The organism is Acinetobacter lwoffii (genome assembly GCF_049367455.1).
GTDB classification, from domain to species: domain Bacteria; phylum Pseudomonadota; class Gammaproteobacteria; order Pseudomonadales; family Moraxellaceae; genus Acinetobacter; species Acinetobacter lwoffii_W.
The window spans coordinates 495,359-516,556 of record NZ_JBMPXW010000001.1; the positions used below are offsets into that span (position 1 = coordinate 495,359).

21 protein-coding genes and 1 other RNA gene are annotated in these 21,198 nt (G+C 43.9%); 11 read left to right on the forward strand and 11 right to left on the reverse strand.

Annotated elements, in window-relative coordinates:
- The first annotated feature begins 7 nt into the window (after window positions 1-7).
- The 3 genes from ACO1B7_RS02490 (at window position 8) to ssrS (ending at window position 1,131) form a co-directional block, all read left to right on the forward strand.
- Window positions 8-565, forward strand: a complete 558-nt coding sequence (locus ACO1B7_RS02490; RefSeq protein ID WP_153567187.1) for a hypothetical protein — start codon at window positions 8-10, stop codon at window positions 563-565.
- Window positions 562-849 carry a cell division protein ZapA gene (locus ACO1B7_RS02495; RefSeq protein WP_004279505.1) on the forward strand — a complete coding sequence of 96 codons (288 nt, stop codon included), beginning with the start codon at window positions 562-564 and terminating at the stop codon, window positions 847-849. The genes ACO1B7_RS02490 and ACO1B7_RS02495 overlap by 4 nt, the downstream gene beginning before the upstream one ends.
- 98 nt (window positions 850-947) lie before the next feature.
- Window positions 948-1,131: non-coding RNA, 6S RNA (gene ssrS / locus ACO1B7_RS02500), on the forward strand.
- A gap of 205 nt (window positions 1,132-1,336) precedes the next feature.
- Here the strand turns inward: ssrS and ACO1B7_RS02505 are convergent.
- The 8 genes from ACO1B7_RS02505 to ACO1B7_RS02540 form a co-directional block, all read right to left on the reverse strand.
- Window positions 1,337-1,498 carry a YqaE/Pmp3 family membrane protein gene (locus ACO1B7_RS02505; RefSeq protein ID WP_423089792.1) on the reverse strand — a complete coding sequence of 54 codons (162 nt, stop codon included), beginning with the start codon at window positions 1,496-1,498 and terminating at the stop codon, window positions 1,337-1,339.
- 307 nt (window positions 1,499-1,805) lie between these two features.
- Window positions 1,806-3,092 (reverse strand): PQQ-dependent sugar dehydrogenase, encoded by a 1,287-nt coding sequence (locus ACO1B7_RS02510; RefSeq protein WP_423090303.1) that lies wholly within the window; start codon window positions 3,090-3,092, stop codon window positions 1,806-1,808.
- 319 nt (window positions 3,093-3,411) lie between these two features.
- On the reverse strand, window positions 3,412-4,119 hold the full coding sequence (locus tag ACO1B7_RS02515; protein WP_423089793.1) for a GntR family transcriptional regulator: 708 nt from the start codon (window positions 4,117-4,119) through the stop codon (window positions 3,412-3,414).
- Window positions 4,120-4,130: 11 nt separating this feature from the next.
- Entirely contained in the window at window positions 4,131-7,730 is a 3,600-nt protein-coding gene (gene uca, locus ACO1B7_RS02520) for an urea carboxylase (RefSeq protein ID WP_423089794.1), read from the reverse strand.
- Window positions 7,731-7,819: 89 nt separating this feature from the next.
- Complete coding sequence (locus tag ACO1B7_RS02525; protein ID WP_191111930.1) at window positions 7,820-8,047, reverse strand: hypothetical protein; 228 nt, start codon at window positions 8,045-8,047, stop codon at window positions 7,820-7,822.
- Window positions 8,048-8,405: 358 nt separating this feature from the next.
- Complete coding sequence (locus ACO1B7_RS02530; protein ID WP_228284839.1) at window positions 8,406-8,630, reverse strand: hypothetical protein; 225 nt, start codon at window positions 8,628-8,630, stop codon at window positions 8,406-8,408.
- A gap of 17 nt (window positions 8,631-8,647) precedes the next feature.
- Window positions 8,648-8,995, reverse strand: coding sequence for a hypothetical protein (locus ACO1B7_RS02535; protein ID WP_228284840.1), 348 nt, complete (start codon window positions 8,993-8,995; stop codon window positions 8,648-8,650).
- 201 nt (window positions 8,996-9,196) lie between these two features.
- Window positions 9,197-9,679, reverse strand: coding sequence for a VOC family protein (locus tag ACO1B7_RS02540; protein WP_191111978.1), 483 nt, complete (start codon window positions 9,677-9,679; stop codon window positions 9,197-9,199).
- A gap of 442 nt (window positions 9,680-10,121) precedes the next feature.
- Here ACO1B7_RS02540 and ACO1B7_RS02545 point away from each other — a divergent pair, with 442 nt between their 5' ends.
- Window positions 10,122-10,703, forward strand: coding sequence for a 5-formyltetrahydrofolate cyclo-ligase (locus tag ACO1B7_RS02545; RefSeq protein ID WP_191111932.1), 582 nt, complete (start codon window positions 10,122-10,124; stop codon window positions 10,701-10,703).
- 147 nt (window positions 10,704-10,850) lie between these two features.
- Window positions 10,851-13,277 (forward strand): endopeptidase La, encoded by a 2,427-nt coding sequence (gene lon, locus ACO1B7_RS02550; protein WP_114541602.1) that lies wholly within the window; start codon window positions 10,851-10,853, stop codon window positions 13,275-13,277.
- A gap of 72 nt (window positions 13,278-13,349) precedes the next feature.
- On the opposite strand, the gene ACO1B7_RS02555 is transcribed toward lon, so the two are convergent.
- On the reverse strand, window positions 13,350-14,282 hold the full coding sequence (locus ACO1B7_RS02555; RefSeq protein ID WP_086043997.1) for a M28 family peptidase: 933 nt from the start codon (window positions 14,280-14,282) through the stop codon (window positions 13,350-13,352).
- Between the two features lie 167 nt (window positions 14,283-14,449).
- On the opposite strand from ACO1B7_RS02555, the gene rlmH reads away from it, so the two are divergent.
- The 4 genes from rlmH (at window position 14,450) to ACO1B7_RS02575 (ending at window position 17,580) form a co-directional block, all read left to right on the forward strand.
- Complete coding sequence (gene rlmH, locus ACO1B7_RS02560; protein ID WP_004646335.1) at window positions 14,450-14,932, forward strand: 23S rRNA (pseudouridine(1915)-N(3))-methyltransferase RlmH; 483 nt, start codon at window positions 14,450-14,452, stop codon at window positions 14,930-14,932.
- A gap of 111 nt (window positions 14,933-15,043) precedes the next feature.
- Window positions 15,044-15,820, forward strand: a complete 777-nt coding sequence (locus ACO1B7_RS02565) for a DODA-type extradiol aromatic ring-opening family dioxygenase (RefSeq protein WP_191111937.1) — start codon at window positions 15,044-15,046, stop codon at window positions 15,818-15,820.
- Between the two features lie 76 nt (window positions 15,821-15,896).
- Entirely contained in the window at window positions 15,897-16,661 is a 765-nt protein-coding gene (locus ACO1B7_RS02570; RefSeq protein ID WP_423089795.1) for an IS5 family transposase, read from the forward strand.
- 145 nt (window positions 16,662-16,806) lie between these two features.
- The gene (locus tag ACO1B7_RS02575; protein ID WP_338840953.1) at window positions 16,807-17,580 is read left to right on the forward strand and encodes a DUF4377 domain-containing protein; all 774 of its coding nucleotides are present in this window, start codon (window positions 16,807-16,809) and stop codon (window positions 17,578-17,580) included.
- Between the two features lie 71 nt (window positions 17,581-17,651).
- Here the strand turns inward: ACO1B7_RS02575 and gdhA are convergent, their stop codons facing one another.
- Window positions 17,652-18,995, reverse strand: coding sequence for an NADP-specific glutamate dehydrogenase (gene gdhA, locus ACO1B7_RS02580; RefSeq protein ID WP_004646331.1), 1,344 nt, complete (start codon window positions 18,993-18,995; stop codon window positions 17,652-17,654).
- Between the two features lie 349 nt (window positions 18,996-19,344).
- On the opposite strand from gdhA, the gene ACO1B7_RS02585 reads away from it, so the two are divergent.
- Both ACO1B7_RS02585 and nth read left to right on the forward strand, forming a co-directional pair.
- Window positions 19,345-20,136: an RnfABCDGE type electron transport complex subunit B gene (locus tag ACO1B7_RS02585; RefSeq protein ID WP_338840952.1), complete on the forward strand. Its 792-nt coding sequence runs from the start codon at window positions 19,345-19,347 to the stop codon at window positions 20,134-20,136.
- A gap of 3 nt (window positions 20,137-20,139) precedes the next feature.
- Entirely contained in the window at window positions 20,140-20,853 is a 714-nt protein-coding gene (gene nth / locus ACO1B7_RS02590; protein ID WP_005246932.1) for an endonuclease III, read from the forward strand.
- Window positions 20,854-20,969: 116 nt separating this feature from the next.
- Here nth and ACO1B7_RS02595 read toward each other — a convergent pair whose 3' ends face one another.
- Window positions 20,970-21,182, reverse strand: coding sequence for a hypothetical protein (locus ACO1B7_RS02595; protein ID WP_004279489.1), 213 nt, complete (start codon window positions 21,180-21,182; stop codon window positions 20,970-20,972).
- Window positions 21,183-21,198 lie beyond the last annotated feature (16 nt).

Below are 21,198 nucleotides of genomic sequence, written 5' to 3' on the forward strand. Positions count from 1 at the left end.
CCTCGATATGTTAGAAGAATTACAGCGTCTACAAGTGCAGATCGGCGTGTTAAAAACGCGACTTGCACGGCTTGAAAGTGAAAATTCCAGTTTGCGCGAAGAGCAAGACTCTTCAATGATGCAACATCAACAGCAAATTGAACAAAAAAACAGCGCGATTGCGCAAAAACAACAAGAAAATGAAAATCTGACAGAACAATTGATGGATTCTCGTGCCCAATTTCAACTGCTCAATAATGATGCAACTGCACTGGCAGACCGTTATGGCCGTCTGGAAAAAAGCTGTACCGATCTGAAAAACCGTTTTCAGGAAATTCTGGCTGAACGAAATGAACTGCGCGTGGTTAAGGAAAAGATGATCATTGAACAGCGTCATGCCCAGCAGGAAATTCAGCGTCTGACTCAGGAATCTGAACGTTTAACCCAGAAAAATGAAAATGCCAAAGCCAAGGTTGAAGCGATTATTCAACGTCTGGCGATTCTCGGTACTGCGCAGGATCATCACGCACAGGAAATTCAACAACTGGCCCATCCGACTGAAGCGACTGAGGAAGCCTCATCATGAGTGAACAAATTGCAATCGATCTCAGAGTATTGGGGCATAGTTTTCGTTTGGCCTCTACTCCTGACAAGCAGGAAGAATTAGAGCGCGCGGCACAGTTATTGAATGACAAATACGATGAATTTCGTCGTAAAGCACCACGTATGGAACCTAGCAAGCTGATTATTATGGTAGCACTTGAGCTGATGCAGGAGGTCTTGAATATGAACAGATCACTGCAACAATATGCGCATTGCGAGCGTTTGTTACAAACTATTTTAGAAGAAGTTGAAGAACTGACTGAATAATCTCGAATTCTGTTTTAAACTTCGGACATTCGACCGAACTGTTTACAGTTCATGAACAGCTTAGAGTTGCTACACCGGGATTATTGTTTATAATTAACTTAACTCTGAGGTGTTCGCCAGCGGGTCTATTCCCCTGCCGATACTAACACTTATGGGTGTGTTCTGTATATTTAGAGTGTATGCCCATCTCCGTATGGGAAACCCAGCAAGTATACGTCGCATCCTCCTTGAACTCATCGGGTTCAGGGTAACGACACATGCAGCGGCATCTTCGGAGTACTTCAATTTCGTTTTCAAAATATAATTATAATTTTTCCTGAATTTCCTCTTATTTTAATTTTGTAGTATTTCTCTCGAACATTCCTCTAGATTCATTTTATTGATGTATTCATCATCTGGAATGAAAAAAAATCTTTAGCTATAAAAAAGATAGGGCTTTTACTTCCGTCAAAATCAAAAACTCTTTCAGTAACTTATTTTCCTATTTTTAGGCTATTTTGTCCCGATATAAAGTATGCATCGCCCAGATTGCAGCAGGAATCCAGCCTAAAATCGAAATCTGAAGCACTAAGCATACTGTCGCTTCGGCTGGTCGATGAAGGGTCATAAATAATGACCAAGGGAAGATAAATGCAATAATTGATTTCATTCTTAAAACCCTCTTTTTTTTGCAACGTTCTAACTTTTATATCCAGTTTTTATGGGCACTTAAAACTGGCACTTAGATTGAGATATTTTTAATGGGATCAGCATAATCTCTGTACATGCTGTATTACGCTTAAAAATATCCTGAAAGCCTAATTCAGCCAGCTTAAATGAAGCTTAAAAATTATTTTAAACCCGCTAGCTTTTGCACATTTTCAATCAAAATATTGATGTTTTAATGAAATAACTTTTACTTCAACCTTGCTACCCCACAGATCTAGATCTGAATAAAACCCTGAATCCCTAAACCTTTATTTACTTACTGCAGCTGGTGTACTCAAGGGTGATACTCGCCAAATCACATCACCGACATCATCAGCAACCAAAATGGCACCTGAAGAATCTACCGCCACACCGACCGGTCGCCCATATGCATCGCCCTGATCGCTTAAGAATCCAGTCAAGATATCTTGAGGTGGGCCCATCGGTTGTCCATTTTGAAAGGGAATAAAAATCACTTTATAGCCACTGTGCGGTTTGCGGTTCCATGAACCATGCTGGCCAATCAGCGCACCGTTTCGATATTGAGGCATCAGATCTGCCCTATAGAAGGCCAAGCCCAATGATGCAGTATGATTGCCCAATGCATAATCTGGTGGAATGGCCCGCGCAACTTGCGCAGGATTTTGCGGTTTGACCCGGGTATCTACATGTTGGCCATAATAACTATAGGGCCAGCCATAAAAAGCGCCTTCTTTGACAGAGGTCAGATAATCAGGAACCAGATCATTGCCGAGTTCATCACGTTCATTTACCACCGTCCAGAGTGTGCCACTCTGGGGTTGCCAGTCCATACCATTCGGATTACGCAGTCCGGTAGCAAAAGGTCGCGCTTGAGCACTGGCTATGTCAAATTCCATGATTAGTGCCCGGCCCTGCTCCTGCTCTAGGCCATTTTCAGCGACATTGCTGTTGGAACCCACTGTAATATAGAGTTTGCTGCCGGCAGGATTGGCAATGACATTTTTGGTCCAGTGATGGTTTAAACGGCCTGCCGGTAAATCCAGCACCTTGGTACCGGCTGCTGTAATTTGAGTCGCACCGTTCTGATAAGGAAAGCGCATTAGGGCATCAGTATTCGCCACATACAACATATTGCCGACCAGTGCCATGCCAAATGGAGAATTGAGATTCTGTAAAAATACGATTTTTTGTTCAGCCACCCCATCTCCATTGCTATCGCGAAGCAAAGTAATGCGGTTGGCACTGGGATGCGATGAGCCGGCACGCTGCATTACCCATTTCATGATTTTGCCTTTAATCCCTTTGCTATCATCTGGCTTGGGCGGTGCATCTGTTTCGGCCACCAGCACATCACCATTCGGCAATACATACAACCAGCGCGGATGCTGTAACCCTTTGGCAAATGCCTGAACTTTTAAACCTGTCGCTGGTGTCGGCATTTTACCTTCAGGCCACCCTTTGGCGGGCGCAATATTGACTGTAGGCAGCAAGCTTGAGTGTGGTTTGGGTAAATGTGGCTGGGAACCATAACTGTCATTGATAGGTGACTTGGAAGGCATGGTACATCCAGTCATGGTTAGGAGAAGTGCACAGCTGGCACCTGTAAGTAAAAATTGAATAGGCTGATGAAGCATTTTTATCTCTTGTTATTATCATCCTCAACTTACTTTAAAAAACAATTTGAGATGCCACTAGCGGGTTCTTGTTTTTTCTGGTTATGAATTGGTTATCAATTTTGAGTTAGGTCTGATGTTTTTCTTTTTGTAAAAATCAGTTTATATCTTTAAATGAAATAATGCCTAGCTATCCAGTCTGTTCTTAGCGTAATTTCTAAAGTTAGTTCCATATTTTGATCTAGTCTGTATTTCTTAAAGCTTATACATCATGAGTAGCTTATGCAGGACAACACGACAACATTTCTAACGTGATTTTTTTCACCTCATTACGACTATGCCGGATATGAGCATCTAATATAGAGAGACAGAACGCTGCATCTTGGGCAAGCAGCGCCTTTAAAATCTGTTGATGTTCGGCATAGGTGGCCTCAATCCGATAATCTTTGGAAAAATCCAGACGGCGTATGATGCGAATTTTCTCGCTGATCTCACTGTGAATTTTCGCTATTTCTGCATTGCCGGCTGCAAATACCAAATGACAATGAAATGCTTCATCTCGTGCAGATAACTGCCTGAGGTCATAGACATACTGTTCTGGTTTGATACACCAGGTTTGAATCAAAATTTCTAGAGCAGCTTTCAACTGGTCTTTGGGCATCTGACACAGTTGTTCGACTGCATAACATTCCAGCAAAATTCGCAGATCATACAGTTCTTCATAAGCTTTAAAGTTTAGTGGCCTGACCTGCCAGCCACTTCTAAACTGCACCTCGACATAACCTTCCTGCTGCAAGCGATACAAAGCTTGCCGGATGGGTGTACGGCTTACGGCATAGCTTTCAGCAATTTCCGATTCGGTAAAGCGCTCTCCCGGCATCAGCTTAAAGTCAAAAATGTCATTTTTAATTTTCTGGAAAACCAGCTCAGACAGATTGTCTGAGCTTTTTCCTGTCGCTTTAGTACTTGGATTGCGAACAATAGTCATGGCTCAATCCATTACTCCATATAGACCAGTGGCTCACCACTATGCACGGTCTGACCAGAACGGCAGATAATGGCTTTGACAATGCCATCATCGTCAGCATAGACCGGCAGCTCCATTTTCATGGCCTCGATGATGGCCACCGTGTCGCCTTTTTTCACAATCTGCCCGGCTTCTACAAAAATCTTCCAGATATTGCCGGTCATAGAGGCGTTGAGAGGGACATACTGGCTGTAATCGGTATCATCCTGCAGCACTTCTATTTCTACAGGTGCATCAAACTCGTCTTTCCAGCGCTCTACCTCGGCACTAAAAGCAGCCTGCTGCTGCGCTTTAAAAGCAGCAATACTGTCCTGTTCTGCAGCAAGGAAATCCTGATACGCTGCAAAGTCAAACTCGCATTCCTCAATTTTGATTTCTGCCAGACCATGGGCGAAATCAGCACGGAACTGATCCAGTTCGGCCTCAGTGACCTCATAATATTTAATCTGGTCAAAAAAGCGTAAGAACCATTGCTGATCGCCAAACTGCTTGTTCTTTTTAAACTTGTTCCAGATCGGCACGGTACGGCCAATCAACTGATAGCCACCCGGTGAGTCCATGCCATAAATACACATATACATGCCACCAATCCCGACAGTCCCTTCAGCGGTAAAAGTACGGGCCGGATTATATTTGGAACTCAGTAAACGGTGGCGCGGATCAATGGGCACTGCACAAGGTGCAGTCAGATATACATCACCTAGCCCCAAAACCAGATAGTTGGCATCAAAAATGATGTCCTTGACCTGTTGGAGGTGACTTAAACCATTAATCCGCTGAATAAAATCGACATTATTCGGAAGCCATGGCGCTTTGGCACAGACACTTTCCTGATAACGCTCAACAGCACCCAGAGTCGCTGAGTCCTCAAAGGCCATGGGTAAATGGATAATTCTTGAAGGGATTTTAATGTCACGTAAATCGCCCATCTGTTCTTCAAGACCAAGTAGGAAGTGAATCAGTTGCTGCTGTCTACACCGCAGACCATCATATTTAATCTGCAAGGACCGCACACCAGGTGACAATTCCAGGATACCGTCAAGATCAGCCTCACGGATCAGTTGCATCAAGCGGTGTACGCGCAGGCGTAGGGCCAAATCCAGTACGTTGTCACCATATTCCAGCAAGATATAACTGTCACCTGCCTGACGATATACAGCTTTTGGTGCATCTGGCGTAGCTTCACGCAATGCCAGGATACTTTCTGCCTGAACTGCCACGATTTCAGCCTCATGGGTCATCTCTGCCTTGGCAAAGTTTTGGAGGGTTTGAATTTGCTGCCGCTCCAGCGCATTGGCCTGTTCTACCGAGATTGGATAGAAGCTAATCGTGTCATCGGCTTTTAGTTGACCAATTTTCCAGAGTTCAGCTTTGGCAATGGTCACCGGACAAACGAAACCGCCCAGGCTCGGACCATCTTTGGCAAGAATTACGGGGAAATCACCGGTAAAGTTGATTGCACCAATGGCATATTCACAGTCATGTACATTGGATGGATGCAGACCCGCTTCACCGCCATTTTCACGCGCCCAGCTTGGCGTCGGTCCGGTTAAACGGATACCCAACCGGTTCGAGTTAAAATGCACTTTCCAGCTTGATGTAAAAAACTCCTCAATATATTCAGCTTTAAAGAAATCAGGTGCGCCATGCGGACCATAGAGCACACCAATTTTCCATTCCTTGCCATAACCTGGAATCAGAGCTGTTGCCAAAGCTTCAGGCTCTGCAATCGCCAAAGGTAGACCATCGGCCGGCAGCTCAGGATTCACCATCTTAATCATGTCGCCAGCACGTAATACTCGGCCGGCATGTCCACCGAAATTACCTAACACAAAGGTAGAACGGCTACCCAGATATTCCGGCACATTCAGACCATTTCGTACGGCCAGATAAGTCCGGCATCCAGATTCAACCTGTCCAATTTTTAAGGTTTGGCCTGCTTTTACCTGAATAGGCTGCCAGAAATTTACTGCTTCATCATCCAGATTTACCTGACAAGGTGCGCCAGTTAAAGCAATGATATTGTCTGCATGAAATTTGAGGGTTGGACCTTGCAGGGTAAATTCGAACCCGGCGGCTACCTCGGCATTCCCGACAATTTTATTGGCCAGCCGGAAGGCATAATCATCCATTGGACCTGAAGGTGGTACACCAATATCCCAATACCCGACACGACCCGGATAATCCTGAATCGAACTTTGTGTACCCGGCTGAATCACCTCAATCACATTCGGCACATATTTAAAATCATCCAGCATACGTGTCCAGATCTGCATCTGTTCAAAACGCGGATCTGAAATGACGGTATGGACATAATCCAGATTGGTACTAATACCATTCAGGCGAGTTTCAGCTAGTGCCGCTTTAAGAGTCGTAATCGCAGTTTCACGATCTTCAGCATGCACAATAATCTTGGCAATCATCGGGTCAAAGTATTGGGAAATTTCAGTTCCGGTACTCACCCAGGTATCAACCCGGACATTTTCCGGAAAAAAGACATCGGTCAAAATCCCTGGACTCGGCTGGAAATTCTTAACTGGATCTTCGGCATAGATGCGTACTTCAATCGCTGCACCTTGAGGCTGAATACTGCTTAGATGCTTCCAATCCAGAGTATCACCTGCTGCAACTTTCAACATGCATTCAATCAGGTCTAAACCGGTCACCATTTCAGTCACCGGATGCTCCACCTGCAAACGGGTATTCACTTCAAGGAAATAAAACTCGTCATGCACTGCATCATAAATAAACTCAACCGTACCGGCACTGCGATATTTCACCGATTTGCCCAGTTCAACTGCCGCCTGATGCAGTTTTTGACGGGTTGCTTCAGGTAAATGAGCCGCTGGGGTTTCTTCCACGACTTTCTGATTACGGCGCTGCAATGAGCAGTCGCGTTCGCCCAAAGCCACCACCTGTCCCTGTCCATCTCCAAAAATCTGAACTTCGACATGACGGGCTTTATCGATAAAGCATTCCAGAAATACTCCGGCATCTTTAAAGAACTGCTCACCCAGACGTTTTACACTTTCATAAGCCTCCTGAAGTGCATCTGCATCATCACAACGGGTCAAGCCAATTCCGCCACCGCCTGCTGTACTTTTCAGCATAATCGGATAGCCAATTTTTTCAGCTTCTGCCAAAGCTTCGTCCAGACTATTTAGCAGCCCTGTACCGGGAGTCATGGGTACATTGGCAGCTGCAGCAAGTTCACGCGCCCTGTGTTTTAAGCCGAATTCCAGAATCTGCTCCGGTGTTGGCCCCATGAAAGCAATATTATTTGCTTCGCAGGCACGGGCAAAGTCAGCACTTTCTGACAGAAACCCATAACCCGGGAAAATTGCTTCGGCTCCGGTATTTTTGGCTGCAGCAATCAATTTTTCGATACTCAAATAGGTATCGCCAGGTTTGGTCCCTTCTAAGGACACTGCAATATCTGCATCAATCACATGCTGTGCATAACGATCTGTTTCTGAATAAACGGCGACACTGGTTACACCCATTTTTTTTAATGTGCGAATGGCGCGAACAGCAATTTCGCCGCGGTTTGCAATCAATACAGTCTTAAACATATGAATCCTCTGTTATTTTATCTATTTTCTGAATCTGCCGAATTGATCTATTTTTTTTGATTAAGCTGCTGCATATAAGCCTACCGCCGTCACTGATCTCTGGCAGCCTCTGATACATACAGTCCGAAATACAGTTTTTTGAATACATCAATTTCTGTTTGAATAAGATATGCAGCAGTCCTAACCGAAATCCAGGCAGGTTCATTCCCCTCAAGTCGGGCAATGAATTGAGCCAAGTTATTCAGTGGAAGCATTTTTTGCTGATCGGCATCGCGGCATGCTGGGACTGTCCAGCCGATCATTTTCTGATGAAGCATTCTGTATCCAATCTTGTATCCAAGTTTGAATACAGTTATGCAGAACTTATGCCAGTTTAATTTTTATTTTATTTTCAATGTCTTAATAAAATTTAAGATGTATAAATTAGGGAGAATTTCATTGGATGGTTGTTTTTGGTTCAGCCTGTTTTCAATTCAGTGCAAAAATTATTCTGGAACTCATATTGCATGATCTGCATCATTTCAGCTTTTGCAATGCTCATATAAAAGCCCATCTTTCGATGAGCTTCTAAGTAAACTATTCTATTTATAGCTTAGGACAGTCATAAAAATTGAGTGTATTAAATACCTGAATTGAAAGGTTGAATCAGCGTGCATTTGTCATTGCGGTAATTCATTACTTCACAGGAATCATTAAGTGCTGATAAGGCGTCCCAGACCACATGACATAAGGCACAGCGGTATCCGGTTGCGTATGTTTAGGATACATATCATAGAAACGAGCTTCAGCACCGACGATCATGACATGGGGACCCGTTTTGACCCAATGATTGCCCGCACTAGGCTTCTTGGCATAGGGATCGACATTACTGGCATCCGTACCGCCTGCTAGCATATACATAAAGCCTACTTTCCCGACTATGGGGGGTTATGTCCCATCCAGGCCTCTGCCCATTCTAGAGCGGCCTGATCCATGCACATCGGATCTGGACCTGGCGTGGTCGGATTATCCGGCATACAGGTAAAACCATTATTGCCCTTGCGCAAGGTACGCATTTTGCCATCTGTCCCGACAGCGACAATCTTGGCCGCAGCGGCTACTTTCTTAGGTGCAGCAGTCATGGCACTCGCGATGGCTTTCTTATCGGCGGCAGAGGAAGCTGCACCTGAGCTAGCTTTGCCCGACATGGGCGGTTCAACGGCTAAAGCGGCAGGTGCAGACAGGGCGACCCATCCCGCCATAAACAGTAATTGAGGAAAATTCATGGCACATTCTCCTTGAATCATCATGAAGAAATTGGATTTAGGTTCAAATCAAGTTGGATTGATCTGAAATTTTTGTAACGGATCCTTTTAGAGTTGAGGGATAATTTGAGTTGATCAAAACAAAGGAGAAGATTTAACTATTGCAGTGAAATTGCGCTACACAGCAATATCAACTGCAATGAAAGACAATATCTTTGGCGCTTAACCACGAAATGCTGCTTCGATCACGGAGATGTCAATTTTCTTCATGGTCATCATCGCATTAAATGCGCGCTTGGCCGCAGCACGGTCAGGACTGTTACAGGCGTTGATCAGGACCATTGGCGTAATCTGCCAGGAAATACCCCACTTGTCTTTACACCATCCACACTCGCTTTCCTGACCGCCATTGCCAACAATGGCATTCCAGTATCGGTCTGTTTCTTCTTGGTCTTCAGTCGCCACCTGAAATGAAAATGCTTCATTGTGTTGAAAGTCAGGGCCACCATTCAGTCCAATGCAGGCAACGCCCATCACCGTAAATTCGACGGTGATAACATCGCCTTCTTTTCCGGAGGGATAATCTCCGGGTGCAAGATTGATCGCGCCAACTGAGGAGTTTGGAAAGGTTTCTGTATAAAATCGTGCTGCACCTTCGGCATCGTCATCGTACCAAAGGCAGATGGTGTTCTTCGCAATATTCATCATGTTCAATCTCCATTGATTTAGGTCTTACACGCTCTGCCTAAGCACAATGTGTTTCATATATCAGTCGAGAATAGTCATATGATCCCTTGTCTATCTTTCACCAAAAAACAGAATAAACCTACTTTAGAATTGTATTTTTATTGATCGAAAGCTGTTTCAAAGTGCTTAAACTGATGCGTTTCCAGAGTTTGTCACTGAACGATAGATTGCTTGGAAAATCGTGAATCAAAGAAAATGAATTGACCGTTTCGAGATATTAAAAAAATTAGTGATATAAATACTTTTTTAGTTTTTTAACTTTGAGACTGCTGGCAAAATTAGCCGAATTTAAATAACCAGATATGGAATCATATGAAATTTCAGCTCATAATTATTTTTTACTTTTCCAGAATTCCCACTTAGACTAGAGCACAATTTTGTTGCATATGCTTTTTGCCCTATGACCATTCAGGAATTAAGAAGATACCTTCGTAAAACGCGTCGTCATCTCTCTAAATTTGAGCAAAGGCAGTCCGCACAAAAAGTCTTAAACCGCCTGATCCGCAGTCCAGAATTTATTCATGCCCAACGTATTGGCCTGTATTTGCATGCTTTTGGGGAGATTCAGACCCAATCGATTATTGAACGCTGTTTTAAACTGGGCAAACAGGTGTATCTACCAGCGATTTGCGACATGAATCAGCAGCTGGTCTGGATTCGAATCAGTCAGCATCAATATCATAACAAGCGCTTTGCCCATCATCGGCTGGGTATGCGCGAGCCCATGAGCACTCGTGGTGTGCATGTTTCCAAACTGGATCTATTGCTCATGCCACTGCTGGCCTGTGACACTTCAGGCACCCGGATTGGGATGGGCGGCGGTTTTTATGATCGAACCTTGGCTTCTGCGCCCGGGCGTCCATTTCGTCTGGGGCTGGCACATGACTTTCAACTGCTGGCACAGCCGTTAAAACGTGAAACATGGGATCAGCCCCTTGATGCTTTAATCACCCCGACAATTTTTATAAAGTTCAAACGATAATTTTGTAATTTTACCCTTGCTAACTACTTTAAAATCACATAATTAGTCATTTTTCATACAATTTAATCTTAACTGCCCTTGTATTTTTAAAATTACCCATCACTATTAAAAGCATGGCAACACCGTTGTCACTCATTAGGAGTGCTCATGTCTGAAATTATTATGAATCAAGAAACCTTAGAGCCTCAGGTTCCAAGTGTACTACCCCTTTTGGCGTTGCGTGATGTGGTGGTTTATCCGCATATGCAAATTGCGCTGTTTGTCGGTCGTGAAAAATCGATCAATGCAGTTGATGTGGCTCGTAACAGTGACAATCTAGTATTTGTAGTTGCGCAAAAAGATTCGCTTACAGAAGAAATTGATCACGACAATTTATATCAATACGGTACTGTCGCGAAGATTGTGCAAGTTGTGAATCACGAAAATGATGAAAACTGTATTAAAGTCCTGATCGAAGGCCTACACCGTGCCAAGCTGAAAACCATCATTGACGAAACTGAGTATCTGACAGCAGAGCATGAACTCAGCCCAATGACGGTGAGCGTCGATGCAGACACCCAAGCTGTGCGCTTGCAGGAATTACGTGCGCTTTTCGCTCAATATGCAGAAGCGAAACTTCGTAATGCGCGTGAACTGATCACCGCAGCCAACAAAATTGAAGATCTATTACAGTTATTGTTCTTCGTCGCAACCCGTGTTCCATTGAATATTGATGTCAAACAGAAATTCCTGGAACATGACGAATTCGAAGCGCATTTGACTGAGTTGATGACTTATCTATTGCAACAGTCTGAAGAACAACAGATTGAGCAAACCCTGCATGACTCTGTTAAACGTCAGATGGAAAAGAACCAGCGCGAATACTTCCTGAATGAAAAAATGAAAGTCATTCAGCGCGAGCTTTCTGATATGAACGGCGGCGCGGAAGATGATGTCGCTGAAATTGAAAAACGTCTTGCTGAAGCAGATTTGCCTGAGCATGTACGCAAGAAAGCTGAAAACGAGTTCCGCAAGCTGAAAGCGATGCAGCCTGCTTCGAGTGAAGCTGCTGTGGTACGCAACTATCTGGAAGTGATTCTAGATACACCGTGGAATAAAGCCAGCAAAGTCAGCATTAACCTGAACAAAGCACAGGAAATTCTGGATGCAGACCACTATGGTCTGGACGATGTCAAAGATCGCATTGTGGAATATCTGGCAGTTCAGTCTCGTGTGAAAAAATTGCGTGGTCCGATTCTGTGTTTGGTTGGTCCTCCAGGTGTCGGTAAAACTTCACTCGGTGAATCAATTGCTAAAGCAACTGGTCGTGAGTTCGTGCGTATGGCGCTGGGCGGCGTTCGTGACGAAGCTGAAATTCGCGGTCACCGTCGTACCTATATCGGTGCGATGCCAGGTAAAATTGTGCAGTCATTGACTAAAGTGGGCGTAAAAAACCCGTTATTCTTGCTCGATGAAATCGACAAGATGGCGCAAGACTACCGTGGCGATCCGGCTTCTGCGATGCTTGAAGTACTTGATCCATCACAGAACAACAAGTTCAGCGATCACTATCTGGATCTTGATCTGGACCTGTCTGAAGTGATGTTTATCTGTACCGCAAACAGCATGAACATTCCTGAGGCCCTACTGGACCGTATGGAAGTGATTCGTCTTCCGGGTTATACCGAAGAAGAGAAAGTCAATATTGCGGATCGTTACCTTGTTCCTAAAGCCATCAAGAACAATGGCCTACGTGCCAAAGAATTGACCGTGCATGAAGAAGCGATTCGTGACATCGTGCGCCGCTATACGCGTGAAGCCGGTGTTCGTAACCTTGAACGTGAAGTGTCAAAAATTGCACGTAAAGTGGTAAAAGAAGCGGTTAGCAAGAAAGCCAAAAACCTTCAGGTTGAAGTGACCGCAGCGAATCTTCCAGAATACTTAGGTCCGCATAAATTTGACTACGGTATGGCGGAAGAAGAAGCGCAAATCGGCCGTGTAAATGGTCTGGCTTGGACTTCTGTTGGTGGTGAATTACTGACTATTGAAGTTGCAGCAGTCCCAGGTAAAGGCAAGTTCATTACCACCGGTTCTCTTGGCGATGTCATGAAAGAATCGATTACCGCTGCAATGACTGTAGTGCGTACCCGTGCGGATGAACTCGGCATCGAAGCCTCGCGCTTTGAAGAAACCGACGTGCATGTGCATTTACCTGAAGGCGCAACACCGAAAGATGGCCCATCAGCAGGTTTGGCTTTGACTACAGCATTGGTATCTGCTTTCACGGGTATCCCGATTCGTCCGGATATCGCGATGACAGGTGAAACCAGTCTGGGCGGTCGTGCGCTGCGTATCGGTGGCTTGAAAGAAAAACTGCTTGCAGCCCATCGTGGTGGCATCAAGTTGGTGTTCATTCCACAGGAAAACGTACGTGACCTGGCGGAAATTCCAGAAAATGTCAAAGAAGGTCTAGAAATTAAAGCCGTAAAATCGATTGATGAGATTTTACCGCTGGCACTGACCTCTTTGCCAAAAGCCTTGGTTAAAGCACCAATTGTGAAAACCAAAGAAGAAGCGAAAGCAGCGCGTCATTAAGACTTGATGTTTCGTATAAAAAACCCTGCTTCGGCAGGGTTTTTTATTGAGTTATTGAATAAAACAACTGAATTATGGCTGTAGTGCCATCGTAACCAATCCATCAATCACATGAGTCATCTTGTTCAGATCAAGCTTGTCGAGGGTATCCAATTCGGTATTGTAATAAGGATTACGATAACTCGCAGTATCGGTAATCAGCATGGTCGAATAGTTGAATTTGGCATAATTCAGATAGCCCGAGAAATTCATATCCTGAGCAAAACTTGGGCTGACAAAGCGTTGACATTCCAGACGGTTAAAACGCTGCATGGCATCACAATAATCTCCAGTCAGGCCAGTTGAGGCTAAATGCCCAATGGCTGCAATGAAATTGCCATGTCGTGGATAAATCCATTTTAATCCCACCGGATAGCTCTGCACCTGATGTTCATCAAAATAACCAATCGAATCCAGAATCACCACGCCCTCAATTTTCTGCTTCTGCTTTTTTAAAGACTTGGCATGCATATAACTGCCCATATGTTCTGTCTTGAAAAAAGGCGGCTCTTCAAGCGTATAGAAAGCAAATTCGACATCATGTTTGAGCTTGGATTTTTGCAGGGCCAGTAATCTTGCAGTTTCCAGTAAACCCGCTACCCCTGAGGCATTATTATCAGCACCGTTTCGGGCACTAAAGACATCATAATGTGCCCCCATCACCATCTTGGTTTTGGCTTGAGTATCCAAGCTACAGATGACATTTCGGTAACTCAGGTTATTGACCACATAAACCTGAAACTGGCATGGAATACCAAAGCGCTGCATCTGCCCTTTAATCCAGGCAGATACCCGATTCAGCTCTTTCAGATTTTTATAATTTCGGTATTCATCAACACTCATGATCTGGCTAAAAAATAATTCCAGATGAGAGACCTGAGCATTTTTGCTCGAATTGGCTGCACAGAGACTAGGCCCCATGAGGCCTATCAGTAACAGCAGCACAGTACAACATCCTTTTATCATGACACTGTTCCGCATTTATTATTATTCCATTCCTTTATCAAGCGGATACTTGAACTACGGACATTAAAGCAACACTAAATCTCTCATTTCAATTTCAATTTGTTTCCCTGCTCAACTTCATGTTGTTTGATCGTTATAATGAGGTATCCAATTATTGATCTGTCTGTATGAAAATCCGTATCCTGACCATTGGTCAAAAAATGCCAGCGTGGGTGCTGACTGGTTTTGAAGATTATTTCAAACGTATTCAGCCTTTTGTACAGACCCAGATTATTGAACTGCCGATGGCCAAGCGCGGGAAAAATGATTCTGAAGCGGATATTCTGAAATACCGTAATATTGAGGGCGACAGTATTTTAAATGCGCTCAAGCAGAATGAAACCCTGATTGCGCTTGAAGTGGGCGGACGTGAATTCAGTACCGAAAAACTGGCTGAAACCATGAAAGGCTGGATGCTGGAAGGCAATGATGTAGCACTTGCGATTGGCGGGCCGGATGGTCACTCAGAAGCCGTGCGTAAAGCTGCTGCATGGCACTGGTCACTTTCCAAGTTAACCCTGCCGCATCCACTGGTACGTGTCATGCTGATCGAGCAGCTTTATCGTGCCATGAGCATCAATAACAACCATCCTTATCATCGGGCAGGCTAATGATTTTGCTGAAGCGTTCTTTATATGCAACGTTTTGTTGAATAATATCTCCTGCTCTTATTTCTATTTTTCATGCATTATTGAGGCATCTTTCCAGATGTGGTTTGAATTATGAACTTACAAACGTTGCCCGGCTTATTTATTTCTCATGGCTCTCCTATGCTGGCGCTAAATCCTGAGCAAGTGGGTCCTGCCTTGCATCGTTTGAGCGAAAATCTACCATGCCCGGAAGCGATTATTGTGATGTCTGCGCATTGGGAAAGTGATGCGCTGGAAGTGAGTAGCGCAATTCGCCCAGAAACCTGGCATGATTTTCGTGGTTTCCCGCCTGAACTGTATCAATTGCGCTATCCTGCACCGGGAAATTCTGAATTGGCCGAAAAAGTCTTAGGCTTGCTGGCTAATGCCGGTTTTTCTGCACATGCCAACAGTACCCGTCCGCGTGATCATGGGGTATGGATGCCGCTGCTACATATGTATCCAGATGCCAACATTCCCGTGGTAGAAATTTCCTTACCCATGTCGATGAGTGCGGATGAAATTTATCAGATTGGTCAAAGCCTGGCACCTTTACGTGAACAGCAAATCCTGCTGATTGGTTCAGGCAGTATTACCCATAATTTACGTGAACTGTCTTGGGATGGATCGGCTGCTGATGTACCCGAATGGGCCTCAGGCTTCCGTAATTTTGTGGTGCATAAACTGACGCATAGCGATTATGACGCGGTCCTGGACTGGTCCAATATTCCGCATATGGCACGGAATCATCCAACGTTAGAACATTTTGCTCCAATTTTCTTTGCGATGGGCACAGGTCAGCGTTTTAGTCTGGTACATAGCAGTTTCACCATGGGTTCACTCGGTATGGATATTTACCGCTTCGATTAGGGTCTGTTGACATTTTCTGTTCAAAAAAATAGCGAGAAAGTAAAATTTAATCGCCAAACTAAATTTACTTCTCGCTATGCCTCGTACAATGCTGAATGATCAACACTGGTCTAAGTTACTTTCTATTTTCCGAAATTTTGATATCTATTCCAAATCTAATTTGAGAAATTTTGTCGAAGCAATACTTTATAGAATAAGAACAGGCTGCCCATGGCGTGATTTGCCTAAAGAATTTGGTTCGTATAACTCAATCTTTAAAAAATATAATCGTTGGTGTAAAAATGATAAGTTAATGAAAATATTTAAATTAATTTCTTCAAATGCTGATATGGAATGGGTTTTTATTGATGCTAGTCATGTTCGGGCACACCAACATTCTGCTGGAATAAAAGATCAGGATATTTCTAAAAGCATTGGTGGAAATAGTTCTAAAATACACTTAGCTGTTGATGCGGATGGCAATCCAATCGAAATTATTATCTCCGATGGAACGATACATGATGTCAAGATTGCTCCCAAAATGATTGAAAAACTTGATTTGGGTGAAACGGAAGTATGTTGTGCAGACAAAGGATATGACTCTGAATCATTAAGAGAACAAATATCTGCGAAAAAAACTAAAGCGAATATTCCAAGAAAATCAAATACTCAGTCAAATAATGATCATATGGATTGGTATTTATATAAAATCAGACACTTAGTTGAGAATGCATTTTGTAGGTTAAAGCAGTTCAGAGGAATAGCAACACGATATGATAAGCTAAAGTGTAGCTATGAGGGGGCAGTTGCATTAGCTTGTATATTTATTTGGCTACCTTTATCGGGTAAATTCTATACTTGAAATGTCAACAGACCCTAATCTTACTTCAGCGCTAAAACCTTAATGATGGATACATTTTTCAACTCAAAGCTGCGAAATGTATCCATATTTTTTTGCAATACATGCATTATTATTGTTTGAACTTTATATACTTCATTATAAGTCCATGAAATTAAAGTTTATTGTGCTGGCATTATTGCCTTTAACTTTTGCAGCCTGTCAGTCCAGTGATATTCAACGAGCTGGAGATAGTGCGGTGGCCACCATCCAACAAAAAAATGCAGATCAGATTCTTCCAGCCTATCACTGGGAACTGAATCGTGGACTAGAACGACCAATCGTACTTAGTTTCAACGCTCAAGGCCGGCTGAGCGCCATGACGGGCTGTAATGGACTTGGGACGACCTGGTCAGTCAAAAACAATATCATCACCACCAGCGAAGTTGTAGGCACTGAAATGGCCTGTGATGCAGCCTTGATGGAGCAGGAACGTTTTGTCAGCCAGCTTTTACAGAAGCGTGACATTCCTTTTACGCTCAATGCCACACATCCTAACAAGCCGACCCTGACGTTGATGGCCGCAAATGGTCAAGCATATGAATTTACCGGGAAAATGACTCCGGAAACCAAATACCAAGGTCAGGCTGAAACAATTTTTCTGGAAATTTCCCCTGATACTAAACAATGTACCGGCTTGGCCCAACAAAGCTGCTTGCAAGTCAAAGAAGTGAAATATGATCAGAATGGCCTGAAAACTCAGGTGGATAAGGACTGGACTTTATTCTATGATCAGATTGAAGGTTTTCAGCATTCACCGAATGAACGGCAGATTATTCGGGTCAAACGTTTTGAAATTAAGCATCCGGCAGCTGATCAATCGAAATATGCCTATATTTTTGATATGGCGGTTGAGCGTGAAATAGTTAAGGGTGCTCTCTAAAACTAAAAATACCAGATATAAAAAAACCGGGGCAATAGCCCCGGTTTTTTTCAGCTTAGACTAAGTCAGACTTAGAATACGCCTTGAGCAAGCATTGCATCAGCAACTTTTACGAAGCCCGCAATGTTTGCACCGTCAACATAGTTCACAGTACCGTCTTCTTTAGTACCGAATTTTACGCAGTTGCGGTGAATTTCTTTCATGATCGCGTGTAAGCGCTCGTCAACTTCTTCGAAAGTCCAGCCTAAACGCAATGCGTTTTGAGACATTTCCAGACCAGAAGTTGCCACACCACCTGCATTTGACGCTTTACCTGGAGCATAAAGAATTTTCGCTTCAACGAATTTCTCAACCGCTTCAAGTGTAGAAGGCATGTTCGCGCCTTCAGCCACACAGATTACACCGTTTGCAAGAAGCTGAGCAGCGTCGTCTGCATCCAGTTCGTTTTGAGTCGCACATGGCAATGCGATATCACACTTGATACCCCAAGGACGTTGTCCTTCAAGATACTCGAAACCGTGTTTAGACGCGAATTCTGAAATACGGCCACGTTTTACATTTTTAAGCTCCATGACTTCAGCAAGAAGCGCCTCAGTGAAACCGTCTTTAACGTGAACTGTACCGGCAGAGTCAGAAAGTGAAACCACTTTCGCACCGAGGTACATTGCTTTTTCAGCAGCATATTGCGCAACGTTACCAGAACCTGAAATCGCAACGACTTTATCTTTGAAGCTTTCGCCACGAGACTTGAGCATTTCCTCAGCGAAATACACAGTACCGTAACCCGTTGCTTCCGGACGTGCCAATGAACCACCGAAAGTTAAACCTTTACCAGTGAATACACATGCCGTGTCGTTACTTAATTTTTTCATCATGCCGGCCATGTAGCCCACTTCACGACCGCCTACACCAATATCACCTGCAGGGATATCTGTGTTCGCACCAAGGTGACGATACAGCTCGATCATTAAAGCCTGGCAGAAACGCATGATTTCGCCTTCTGATTTGCCTTTAGGGTCAAAATCAGAACCGCCTTTACCGCCACCCATAGGAAGTGTGGTTAAAGCATTTTTAAATGTTTGCTCAAAGCCTAAGAATTTTAGGATTGAAAGATTCACTGAAGGGTGGAAACGCATACCACCTTTAAATGGACCGATCGCTGAGTTGTACTGTACGCGGAACGCACGGTTTACTTGAGTCTGACCTTGGTCATCTACCCAAGAAACTCGGAACTGGATCGCACGTTCTGGCTCAACTAGACGTTCTAGTAAACCATGTGCTGCGTATTGTGGGTTCTTTTCAATGAACGGCCACAAACTGGTCATCACTTCTTCTACAGCTTGAAGAAATTCTGGTTGATGTGCATCACGTGATTTTACGTAATCTAGGAACTCATTAAGTGTGTTGTATTTCAACGCTTAATCCTCAGCAGAAAATGGATCAAAATTGGTCAAATTTACAATCAATGTTAAATTTTGGCGCAAAATATTAAATATCTTTTGTAACTAATCTACAATACTTTTTTTGAAAATACTTTAAAATTAATTTGATAACAAATATTTATATTGATTATGAAAATTTTTTCTATGTCAGGAAATGCCAATCGAATCAAGGCTTAGATTCAGATTTATGCCTAATAATAAGGCACAAGTTGACCCTTAATTGCGCACGACTTAGGAGTTTAAAAATATGTTAAAATTGATGAATCGACATATTTTGTTTCACTTACTCTCTCATGCTTGCCATGAGTAACGCTGGTTATACATGAATTCGCCCATTTCTCTGGTCCAATCGATTGACGCTTTACTCCCTCAAACCCAATGTGGACTCTGCGGTCACCGTGACGGATGTTTACCTTATGCCCAGTCGATTACTGAGGGGGAAAATGCCAATAAATGTGTGCCGGGCGGACAGCCTGTTGCCGATGCTTTGGCTAGATTATTAAATCGCCCTAAACTTGTGGCAGAAGAAAGTGTCTGGCCAGTTCAAGCCGATGGTCGTCCTCAGCGCATCAAAGCCGTAATTCGTGAAGATGAATGTATTGGCTGTACCAAATGTATTAGCGCCTGCCCAGTCGATGCAATTATTGGTTCCGGTAAACTGATGCACACCATTCTGACCGACCTATGTACCGGCTGTGAGTTATGTATTCCCCCTTGTCCGGTAGACTGCATCGATCTGGTTGAAGATCAACAACCCTTGCCGACTGAAGCTCAGCGTCTTGCTGAACAGGATGATCTGCGTCAACGCTACTATGCGCACATCCAGCGTGAAGAAAAACGGCGTACCCATCGTAAGGGGCCTGTGGTCCGTGCAGAAATTGATACTGCCCTGTTTGCCCGTTTCTCTGCTTTAAATGAGCAACTTCCTGTGATTGAAGTCGCGAGCAAGCCAGAGAATGCACCTGTAGCTTTCGATTCCAAGACCACGATTGAACTGGCAAAACTACGTACCCAAATTAAAAAACTGGAAAAACAGCTTTCGGTTCGTGAAGATGCCCGAAAACGCACCCAACTGGAAGAACTGACACAGCAATTACAGGCTTTACAGGGATAGAACATGACCACAGCAAAGGCCAAGCCCGTTAAAAACATGACCAAAAAGCAGATTCAGACCTTTTTTGAACGCCTGCGTGAACAGCGGCCTAACCCAAAAACTGAGCTGAATTATTCCAATCCCTTTGAATTACTGGTCGCGGTCACGCTCTCTGCTCAAGCTACCGATGTCAGCGTCAACAAAGCCACAGACAAACTCTTTCCAGTCGCCAATACACCGGAAGCCATTTATGCGCTAGGTGTGGACGGCTTGAAGGAATATATCAAGACCATTGGTTTATATAACTCGAAAGCGGTCAACGTGATTAAAGCCTGCGAGATGCTGATTCAGAAGCACAACAGCATCGTACCGGACAATCGTGCAGACTTAGAAGCCCTGCCGGGTGTAGGTCGTAAAACGGCGAATGTGGTACTGAATACGGCCTTTGGTCAGCCGACCATGGCGGTTGATACCCATATTTTCCGGGTAGGTAACCGTACCGGACTAGCGGTTGGCAAAAATGTGTTGGAAGTTGAACACCGTCTGGTCAAAGTCATTCCCAAGGAATTTATCATTGATTCACATCACTGGCTGATTTTACACGGTCGTTATACGTGTATTGCGCGCAAACCGAAATGTCATGAATGTGTAGTATCCGATGTGTGTAACTGGCCGGATCGGTTTGAATTTGGTGCAGCCCGCCAAATTGCAGTGAAAAATATTGAGCTTGCTGAATAGAACGGCGTGATCAAGCTGGGATAAAAATAGGTGACCAATGTGTCACCTTTTTATCGACTATGAGAAGAGTGCTTTTCGTTCAAACCAAATTCTTAGCTGAGCTGAACTATTATGGATTATTTATCCTGATCTTGTTCAGCCTTTTCCTGCTGCTTGCGCTGTTCAAGTTCGGCTTGTAATTTTGGATGGAGCTGGCGCTCAGGTCGCTTTGCTGCATTTTCAGCACGTTCTTCCTGACGTACTTTGTTGAGCATTTTAAAACTGAAATAGAACAGACCTACCAATACTGCCAGAAAGACTACCATCAACACCAATACGCCAAATTTCATAGCAACAAGTACCCTG

Coding starts and splice junctions, on each gene's coding strand:
- ACO1B7_RS02490 (WP_153567187.1), top strand. CDS start 8: ATGTTAGAAGAATTACAGCGTCTACAAGTGCAGATCGGCGTGTTAAAA.
- ACO1B7_RS02530 (WP_228284839.1), bottom strand. CDS start 8,630: ATGTATATGCTAGCAGGCGGTACGGATGCCAGTAATGTCGATCCCTAT.
- ACO1B7_RS02540 (WP_191111978.1), bottom strand. CDS start 9,679: ATGAATATTGCGAAGAACACCATCTGCCTTTGGTACGATGACGATGCC.
- uca (WP_423089794.1), bottom strand. CDS start 7,730: ATGTTTAAGACTGTATTGATTGCAAACCGCGGCGAAATTGCTGTTCGC.
- rlmH (WP_004646335.1), top strand. CDS start 14,450: ATGAAAATCCGTATCCTGACCATTGGTCAAAAAATGCCAGCGTGGGTG.
- ACO1B7_RS02585 (WP_338840952.1), top strand. CDS start 19,345: ATGAATTCGCCCATTTCTCTGGTCCAATCGATTGACGCTTTACTCCCT.
- ACO1B7_RS02565 (WP_191111937.1), top strand. CDS start 15,044: ATGAACTTACAAACGTTGCCCGGCTTATTTATTTCTCATGGCTCTCCT.
- ACO1B7_RS02595 (WP_004279489.1), bottom strand. CDS start 21,182: ATGAAATTTGGCGTATTGGTGTTGATGGTAGTCTTTCTGGCAGTATTG.
- ACO1B7_RS02505 (WP_423089792.1), bottom strand. CDS start 1,498: ATGAAATCAATTATTGCATTTATCTTCCCTTGGTCATTATTTATGACC.
- ACO1B7_RS02575 (WP_338840953.1), top strand. CDS start 16,807: ATGAAATTAAAGTTTATTGTGCTGGCATTATTGCCTTTAACTTTTGCA.
- ACO1B7_RS02515 (WP_423089793.1), bottom strand. CDS start 4,119: ATGACTATTGTTCGCAATCCAAGTACTAAAGCGACAGGAAAAAGCTCA.
- ACO1B7_RS02545 (WP_191111932.1), top strand. CDS start 10,122: ATGACCATTCAGGAATTAAGAAGATACCTTCGTAAAACGCGTCGTCAT.
- ACO1B7_RS02525 (WP_191111930.1), bottom strand. CDS start 8,047: ATGCTTCATCAGAAAATGATCGGCTGGACAGTCCCAGCATGCCGCGAT.
- nth (WP_005246932.1), top strand. CDS start 20,140: ATGACCACAGCAAAGGCCAAGCCCGTTAAAAACATGACCAAAAAGCAG.
- ACO1B7_RS02510 (WP_423090303.1), bottom strand. CDS start 3,092: ATGACTGGATGTACCATGCCTTCCAAGTCACCTATCAATGACAGTTAT.
- lon (WP_114541602.1), top strand. CDS start 10,851: ATGTCTGAAATTATTATGAATCAAGAAACCTTAGAGCCTCAGGTTCCA.
- ACO1B7_RS02570 (WP_423089795.1), top strand. CDS start 15,897: ATGCCTCGTACAATGCTGAATGATCAACACTGGTCTAAGTTACTTTCT.
- ACO1B7_RS02555 (WP_086043997.1), bottom strand. CDS start 14,282: ATGATAAAAGGATGTTGTACTGTGCTGCTGTTACTGATAGGCCTCATG.
- ACO1B7_RS02495 (WP_004279505.1), top strand. CDS start 562: ATGAGTGAACAAATTGCAATCGATCTCAGAGTATTGGGGCATAGTTTT.
- ACO1B7_RS02535 (WP_228284840.1), bottom strand. CDS start 8,995: ATGAATTTTCCTCAATTACTGTTTATGGCGGGATGGGTCGCCCTGTCT.